Source organism: Lamprobacter modestohalophilus, assembly GCF_016583905.1.
In the GTDB taxonomy this organism is placed as follows: Bacteria; Pseudomonadota; Gammaproteobacteria; order Chromatiales; family Chromatiaceae; genus Lamprobacter; species Lamprobacter modestohalophilus.
The window spans coordinates 23,346-29,622 of the sequence record NZ_NRRY01000055.1 but is presented as its reverse complement, the minus strand read 5'-3'; the positions used below and the strand labels follow the sequence as shown (position 1 = coordinate 29,622).

At 60.8% G+C, this 6,277-nt stretch carries 11 protein-coding genes; 1 reads left to right on the top strand and 10 read right to left on the bottom strand.

Features of this window, described 5'->3' with window-relative positions; all coding sequences use genetic code 11:
• The 6 genes from CKO42_RS21870 to CKO42_RS21845 form a co-directional block, all read right to left on the bottom strand.
• Positions 1–349 (bottom strand): helix-turn-helix domain-containing protein (locus tag CKO42_RS21870; RefSeq protein ID WP_200248944.1); only part of this gene is annotated, 349 nt, incomplete at its 3' end.
• A gap of 478 nt (positions 350–827) precedes the next feature.
• Positions 828–1,313: a hypothetical protein gene (locus CKO42_RS21865; protein ID WP_200248940.1), complete on the bottom strand. Its 486-nt coding sequence runs from the start codon at positions 1,311–1,313 to the stop codon at positions 828–830.
• A 268-nt stretch (positions 1,314–1,581) separates the two neighbouring features.
• Positions 1,582–2,034, bottom strand: a complete 453-nt coding sequence (locus CKO42_RS21860) for a hypothetical protein (protein ID WP_200248936.1) — start codon at positions 2,032–2,034, stop codon at positions 1,582–1,584.
• A gap of 69 nt (positions 2,035–2,103) precedes the next feature.
• The gene (locus CKO42_RS21855) at positions 2,104–2,625 is read right to left on the bottom strand and encodes a GNAT family N-acetyltransferase (RefSeq protein ID WP_200248933.1); all 522 of its coding nucleotides are present in this window, start codon (positions 2,623–2,625) and stop codon (positions 2,104–2,106) included.
• Entirely contained in the window at positions 2,622–2,900 is a 279-nt protein-coding gene (locus CKO42_RS21850; protein ID WP_200248930.1) for a type II toxin-antitoxin system TacA family antitoxin, read from the bottom strand. The genes CKO42_RS21855 and CKO42_RS21850 overlap by 4 nt, the downstream gene beginning before the upstream one ends.
• 231 nt (positions 2,901–3,131) lie before the next feature.
• Positions 3,132–4,274 carry a Fic family protein gene (locus tag CKO42_RS21845; RefSeq protein WP_200248926.1) on the bottom strand — a complete coding sequence of 381 codons (1,143 nt, stop codon included), beginning with the start codon at positions 4,272–4,274 and terminating at the stop codon, positions 3,132–3,134.
• Between the two features lie 50 nt (positions 4,275–4,324).
• On the opposite strand from CKO42_RS21845, the gene CKO42_RS21840 reads away from it, so the two are divergent.
• Positions 4,325–4,528, top strand: a complete 204-nt coding sequence (locus CKO42_RS21840) for a hypothetical protein (protein WP_200248922.1) — start codon at positions 4,325–4,327, stop codon at positions 4,526–4,528.
• Between the two features lie 106 nt (positions 4,529–4,634).
• Here CKO42_RS21840 and CKO42_RS21835 read toward each other — a convergent pair whose 3' ends face one another.
• The 4 genes from CKO42_RS21835 to CKO42_RS21820 form a co-directional block, all read right to left on the bottom strand.
• The gene (locus tag CKO42_RS21835; protein WP_476737483.1) at positions 4,635–4,877 is read right to left on the bottom strand and encodes a type II toxin-antitoxin system RelB/DinJ family antitoxin; all 243 of its coding nucleotides are present in this window, start codon (positions 4,875–4,877) and stop codon (positions 4,635–4,637) included.
• Positions 4,878–5,172: 295 nt separating this feature from the next.
• Complete coding sequence (locus CKO42_RS21830) at positions 5,173–5,508, bottom strand: BrnA antitoxin family protein (protein WP_200248914.1); 336 nt, start codon at positions 5,506–5,508, stop codon at positions 5,173–5,175.
• Positions 5,474–5,743: a BrnT family toxin gene (locus CKO42_RS28625; RefSeq protein WP_200248912.1), complete on the bottom strand. Its 270-nt coding sequence runs from the start codon at positions 5,741–5,743 to the stop codon at positions 5,474–5,476. Before CKO42_RS28625 ends, CKO42_RS21830 begins: the two co-directional genes overlap by 35 nt.
• Before the next feature lie 61 nt (positions 5,744–5,804).
• Positions 5,805–6,242, bottom strand: a complete 438-nt coding sequence (locus tag CKO42_RS21820) for a polysaccharide deacetylase family protein (protein WP_200248909.1) — start codon at positions 6,240–6,242, stop codon at positions 5,805–5,807.
• Positions 6,243–6,277: the final 35 nt, after the last annotated feature.

Sequence of the window (6,277 nt, the reverse complement as noted above, 5' to 3'; positions counted from 1 at the left end):
GTTCTTGACCGTCGCGCTTGGGCGGTTCGCAGGCAAGCGCCAGGATCGAGCAGATCTGCTCCGGGCTGAAGGTCGGCGGCGTGCCCGGGCGCGGGGCATCGACCAGGCGCTCCAGGGCCGACTCCGTTGCCGCGGCACTCGACCACCGGCGACGCCAGCGCTGCACCGTCGCGCGGCCGAGGCCGAGGCGTTCGGCCGTGGCGCGCACACCGACCCCGCGCGCAGCGAGGAGAATGATCTGGGCGCGCTTGACCAATCCTTGGGGCGCGTTGTGTCGGCGCTCCAGCGCTTGCAGGACGCGAGCGTCTTTGTCAGAGATGTCAACTGGGGCTGCAGTACAGCGCGGCATCGGTACGAACCTCCGGTCAGTCGCTATGTGAATGATGAGAATGACGAGGTTACTATCTGGGAACGGTCTCAGGTATTTAACAGGGTTGCACTAGGCGATGCCGTGAGGCCAGATCCTCGCTCTGAAATGCGTTAGCCAGATAACGGGTGTGTTAGTGAGCGACGATGTCCTGCAGGGCGCCGGTGTTGAAGGCGATCACCGGGAGCGAACAGTGGCCAGGCTTGTTCAGCGTTAGTGCCGTCGGGAAGCTCAACTTCGATTCGCAGTGGGCCGCCTGTCGCCTCGACATCGCGCTTGAGCGAGATTGGTTGCCGGGTCCCTGGCCTGGGAGGGTAAGCGGGTGGTTGGCTGCTGAGCTTTGTTGTCTGCTGCGATGTTGCTTTCCCTGCACTGGATTCCGGCTTCCCGGCCGGAATGACGGAGGAGATGTGGCCGGGAAGCCCGGACCTAGGCCGGGGAGGGTAAGCGGGTGGTCGGCTTAGAGATGGCGTATCGCGGTGATCACCAGGCCAACGCCAGTGGCGATGAATCCGATCAGCCACAGGAAGTGTTTGTCGTGGCGCTTGAGCATCTCGTCAAAACGCTTGTCGACTTGCTCGAAGCGCTTGTCGACCTGCTCGAAGCGCTTGTCCATGTCGGTTTTCATGAGATCCAGGCGCTTGTCGACCTGCTCGAAGCGCTTGTCCATGTCGGCTTTCATGAGATCCAGGCGCTTGTCGACCTGCTCGAAACGCTTGTCCATGTCGGTTTTCATGAGCTCTAGGCGCTTGTCGACCTGCTCGAAGCCTTGGCGCATCAACTCGCGTTGGTGCTTGAGCTCTTCCTCGACGCGTACCATGCGCTCGCGTAGTTCGATCTCATAGACCACGGGCGGTTTGCCAAGGCTTTGCTCGCCGATCCATTCACCGATGTGGCTTTTGACGTACTCGCCGATTTGTTGAAGGTCTTCCTGGGCCAGGGCCATGGTGGTGTCTCCGGATGACTCGCGGTGCGTGGGCGCTATGCTTGGGGCACGGGGCTGCGCCAAGGCTTGCTATTGACATGCTAGCAGTGCGCTAACCTTTGGCGCTAGCTGGACATCCGCTGCGCAGCCCTGTTAAGTGCGCCCGCTGGAGGGACGGACGTGAGGTGGCCGGAATGCCGGAGGGGAAGTGGCCGGAATGCCATCCTTCTCTCGTCGTCCCGGCCGGGAAGCCGGGACCCAGGCCAGGGAGGGTAAGCGGGCGGTCGGCTTAGAGATAGCGTATCGCGGTGATCACCAGGCCAACGCCAGTGGCGATGAATCCGATCAGCCACAGGAAGTGTTTGTCGTGGCGCTTGAGCATCTCGTCAAAACGCTTGTCGACTTGCTCGAAGCGCTTGTCGACCTGCTCGAAGCGCTTGTCGACTTGCTCGAAGCGCTTGTCCATGTCGGTTTTCATGAGCTCCAGGCGCTTGTCGACCTGCTCGAAACGCTTGTCCATGTCGGTTTTCATGAGATCCAAGCGCTTGTCGACCTGCTCGAAGCCTTGGCGCATCAACTCGCGTTGGTGCTTGAGCTCTTCCTCGACGCGTACCATGCGCTCGCGTAGTTCGATCTCATAGACCACGGGCGGTTTGCCAAGGCTTTGCTCGGCAATCCATTCACCGATGTGGTTTTTGACGTACTCGCCGATTTGTTGGAGGTCTTCCTGGGCCAGGGCCATGGTGGTGTCTCCGGATGGCTCGCGGTGCGTGGGCGCTATGCTTGGGTCACGGGGCTGCGCCAAGGCATGCTATTGGCATGTCAGAGCCCCCGCGATCGTGGTCAGCGGCAGAAGCAGTGATCGAGGAGTATCGAGGAGCGGAACGGCCCCATAGCGCTCGTACCACGAGGCGGCCCGTTCGTTTTTGGCATCGATCAACAGGGCGACCCCGCCGACCTCAGCGGCGGCGATTAGACAGCGACGGCCGGCGCTCAGCAAGAGCTGCCCACCCAAGCCTCGACCTTGAACACTCAGATCCACAACCAACCGCCCCAGCCGGAACACTGGTACGTCATACCGGGCGAGGCCTTTTTTCATCAAGGTGGGCGTTCGCGCATAGTCGAGTGAAGCGGGGCTGAGACTGTAGAAACCAAGTAGGCGCCTGTCGTCATCGGCAGGCGTGGCGACGAAGGTTTTTGCGCCGCCTCTCTCGTGATTCTGTCGTGCGTGTCGCCGCAGGAAGTCGTTCAGCTCGGGATCACCGCAATCGAAGGCGTTGCGGTCATGGCACTTGGAGACTGGCGATTCGCGCCAATCAGGTAGCGCGCTCATGGGGTCTTCGGCAAGCGTCGTCCGGCCATCAGGAGCTTGGCGTTCGGTGCCGGTGGGTTCTCCAGTGCGTCGAGAACCCGTAGGCTGTCGCGTTCGGAAAGGGGCTGGCGCTCGGCTCGGTCGATGACCTGGCGTGCGGCCTCTAGAGCATGCCGGAGGATGAAGTCCGTCATGTGCGTGTGTTCGATCGCCACGGCGCGCATCAGTATCGCTTTGTCGTCGGGGCGCACTCGCAGGGCCAGTCGGCTATTGTTTTCGACGATGGTACGGGGCATATCCATCTCCTGGTAATGTACGCATTCAAAGTGTACATTTTCGATCGAGCCCAATGCAACATCTGAAAGCCCGGCAGGTCTGTTTTTTGCTCCCATTGTGAGCAAATTTGGCGAGCAAGTCAGTCTTCCTGGGCCAGGGCCATGGTGGTGTCTCCGGATGGCTCGCGCCAGCGCGCGGCTATCCCAACGCGGCAATTGGTCCGCGGGGCATCAGGATTTGAGTGGTCCATGTCAAACGTTCACCGCCGTCACAGCAGGCATCCGCAACTGATACCGCGTGTTACGGCCGCCGCCGGGCAGGGCTTCGAGCACGCCCATGCGGACCAACGCCGACAAATCGCGATAGGCGGTCGCGCGTGAGCATTTGCAAAGGCTTTCGTATTTTCCGGTGCTGATGCCGCCCTCGAAGCCCTTGGTGCCCTCGGCGAAGACCCGGTTGACCATGCGGGACTGACGCGCGTTAAGCTGACCGGCATAGCGCTCCCAGAAGCGGGCCTTGCTTAACACAAAGTCGATCTCGCCTCTGGCAATTTCCTGCGCCTGGTTGACCTCATCGATAAAAAACGCGATCCAGGCGTTCAGATCGAGCGATCCTCTGGAGACCTGCTGCAGCGCGTCGTAATAGCGTTTTCGGTTGCGCTCGATCGCGGTGGCAAGACAGGCAAGCGTCGGGTAGCCCAAAGACTGTGACAGCGCATGGTCGGCAATCGCCCGCCCCACCCGGCCATTGCCATCGTCGAACGGATGAATCAACTCGAACCAGGCATGCGCCACAGCGGCGCGCACCGGCCCAGCGATCGCCTCGCTGGGCGTGGTCGTGAGCGGATTGGTCCGGTTGTACCACGTCAGCAGTTGGGCCATGTCCTCATAGACGCGCGCGGACGGTGGCGCCTCATAGGCCACGCGCTCGCGTCCGTAGGCGCCGCTGACAATCCGCATCGGCTCGGGCGCATTCCGATACAAACCACGCATTACCAGGCTCAATGGCTGATGCACCACCACCATCGACTGCCACCGACCCAGCAGTTCATCATCCAGCGGGGCCGCCCAATGCTCGCGAACGTCAACCATCAGCGCTGCCGCCCCCGCCGCCTTCTCGTCCTGATGCCGGGGCGCAACCGTGTCTTTGGCAATCAACTGCAAGAGCGAAGCGCGTACCGTGTCCCGATCCAGCGACTCCCCCTCGATCGCACTGGTCTTGATCGCCTCGGACAGCATCAGGCCAATGACCGCATCGGACTGCAGATCCGCCGGCAACGCCTCTACACGACCCATCAAACGCTCGGATTTCAGGCGAAAGGTGTCGACCTGCGGCTGAAACGCCGCCGGGTCGTATCGGAAGTTCGGCCAATCCGGGTGCTGCCAAGTCCACATGAAGCGAATATAGGCCAGATTCGCTTCAAAAAGAAGTCAATATTGAAGCGATGACACAAATACTCGGCTTGATCACCAAGGTCAGCCGTGACCCCACCGCGCTCGACATTCTGGAATCCCTGCTGCGCTACTTTGTCCAAGGCACTGGGCGCCTGGATGAGCAGCAAGCGCGCACCATCTTGGAGGTCACCACGTCTCTCCCTGACTTCCGCAGGTTGTCGTTTTTCGTGTTGGGATGCGCATGGCTCCATTGACGCCTGCTGTTGGGGGAGCTAGCCGATCCCAAGTTCGGCGTGCGAGCCGGCTTTATGTTTGCCTTTGGCCTCGCGTTTTAAATCACGCTTGAAACGCTTGGTTTGCTTAATCGTCCGCATCGAGGACGGATTGCAGCTGATTCAAGGTGACGGTTTCTGTTTCGCCCTTGCGCGCAGCGCGCATGGCAGCGATGGTTTCCTCGTTCGGGATCAGGGGCTCGAACGGCAGGGCATGTTCACGCGCAATACGGGTCATCATGATGCGAAAGGCATCCGATACGGTTAGCCCCATCGCTTCAAGTACGGCGGACGCTTCGTTCTTGATGTCTTCGCTGATCCGAGCACGCACCACAGTTTTCATGACTTATTCTACATATCGAGATTTGTGATTACATCGTAGCTCAGATGGGCTACAAATGCGAGAAAAGCCGGGACGGGTCCGGTTTTTCAGTGCCGCAGCGGAAGCCGGGACGGTCGGCGTAGCTCAGCGTGCTTTTCGCGTGACCCAGACCCGGCGTTGAAGGCGAACGGGCTGTCGACATCACAGCTGACCAGGGTGCGGGCTTGACGCGGCTTGCGCCGCAGGCTAGGCCAGCGAGAACACATTTTGCGCCTGGGGTGTCCCCGTTTCCCGATGTCCTGCACTATGCTGAGTGAGCGCGCAGCCATTCGCGCATGGCGTCATTCACGCGCGTTTGCCAGCCTTTGCCGGTGGCGCGCAGGCCTTCCAGCACATCGGTGTCGAAGCGGATGGTGGTTGGCACCTTGATCGGCGCTTTTTGCGGGCCGCGCGTGCGTCGACGTTCGGCGAGGGCGGCTTTGACGGCTGGGTAGCCGCCCTCATGCACCACGATGGCATCGGCCCATTGCGCCTCTTCCTCGGGGGTCAGCGGGCGATCCTCACCCGGTGCGTCGGCAATCAAGGCTTCCCATTGTTCTGGCGTGTTAGGAAATGGCTTGTGCGTAGCGTCTGATTTCATGCTTTTCCGCCCGACGCAGACTGATGACGTGCAAGTCATCGCCGCGCTCTGTATAGGTCATGTGAACCAGGACACCATGAAGCCAACCGAGCAGATTCATACGCTGCTCACCATAGGGTTCACGGTCGTCTTCCCATGTGACCACTGGGTGATCGAACAAAGCGTCCGCATCGGCGAAATCTAAGCCGCGTGTGGCCAAGTTTCTGCGTCGCTTCGATTCATCCCAGGCGATCATAGTCAAATTGTATTAACAAATATCTGTTTGATCAAGCAATTCGTTGGTACGCTCAGATCTCTCAGCGGAAATGGTCTGCGGCATGTTCGCCAACCAACGCCCGATAAAACCGCCGATCGGCCTCGGACCCCAGGTGCGAGTTATGCCATAACAGCGTGAAGTCGCCACCAAAGCGATGACAGGTGTCGCGATAGCGCTGCATCAGGGCCAGGGCTTGGTCGCTGTAACCCAGCCCCAGGTAGCGCTCGGCGATGACGGAACATTCCATGACGATCAGCGGGCGCTCGCGTAGGCGCAGGGGGCGGCGCTGCTGGAGATCGTACAGCGAATACTCGCGACAGGTGCCGCAGCGAAAGCCGGGGCGGTCGGCGTAGCTCAGCGTGCTGTCATCGTCCAGACCGTTGTCGTCCCAGAGGCGTGCGGTGGTGGGTGTTTCCCAGCGCAGATAATGCTGGCGGCCGCCGAGCTGGGGTTGATCGATGCCCTCCTCGGCCAGCACGCGGCGCAGGTGGCGACGGAACGGGCCATGGCCTC

Bases quoted from the DNA above. Each gene is read 5' to 3' on its own strand.
- CKO42_RS21845 (WP_200248926.1), bottom strand. From the start codon at position 4,274: ATGTGGACTTGGCAGCACCCGGATTGGCCGAACTTCCGATACGACCCG.
- CKO42_RS21840 (WP_200248922.1), top strand. From the start codon at position 4,325: ATGACACAAATACTCGGCTTGATCACCAAGGTCAGCCGTGACCCCACC.
- CKO42_RS21850 (WP_200248930.1), bottom strand. From the start codon at position 2,900: ATGCCCCGTACCATCGTCGAAAACAATAGCCGACTGGCCCTGCGAGTG.
- CKO42_RS21865 (WP_200248940.1), bottom strand. From the start codon at position 1,313: ATGGCCCTGGCCCAGGAAGACCTTCAACAAATCGGCGAGTACGTCAAA.
- CKO42_RS28625 (WP_200248912.1), bottom strand. From the start codon at position 5,743: ATGATCGCCTGGGATGAATCGAAGCGACGCAGAAACTTGGCCACACGC.
- CKO42_RS21855 (WP_200248933.1), bottom strand. From the start codon at position 2,625: ATGAGCGCGCTACCTGATTGGCGCGAATCGCCAGTCTCCAAGTGCCAT.
- CKO42_RS21860 (WP_200248936.1), bottom strand. From the start codon at position 2,034: ATGGCCCTGGCCCAGGAAGACCTCCAACAAATCGGCGAGTACGTCAAA.
- CKO42_RS21830 (WP_200248914.1), bottom strand. From the start codon at position 5,508: ATGAAATCAGACGCTACGCACAAGCCATTTCCTAACACGCCAGAACAA.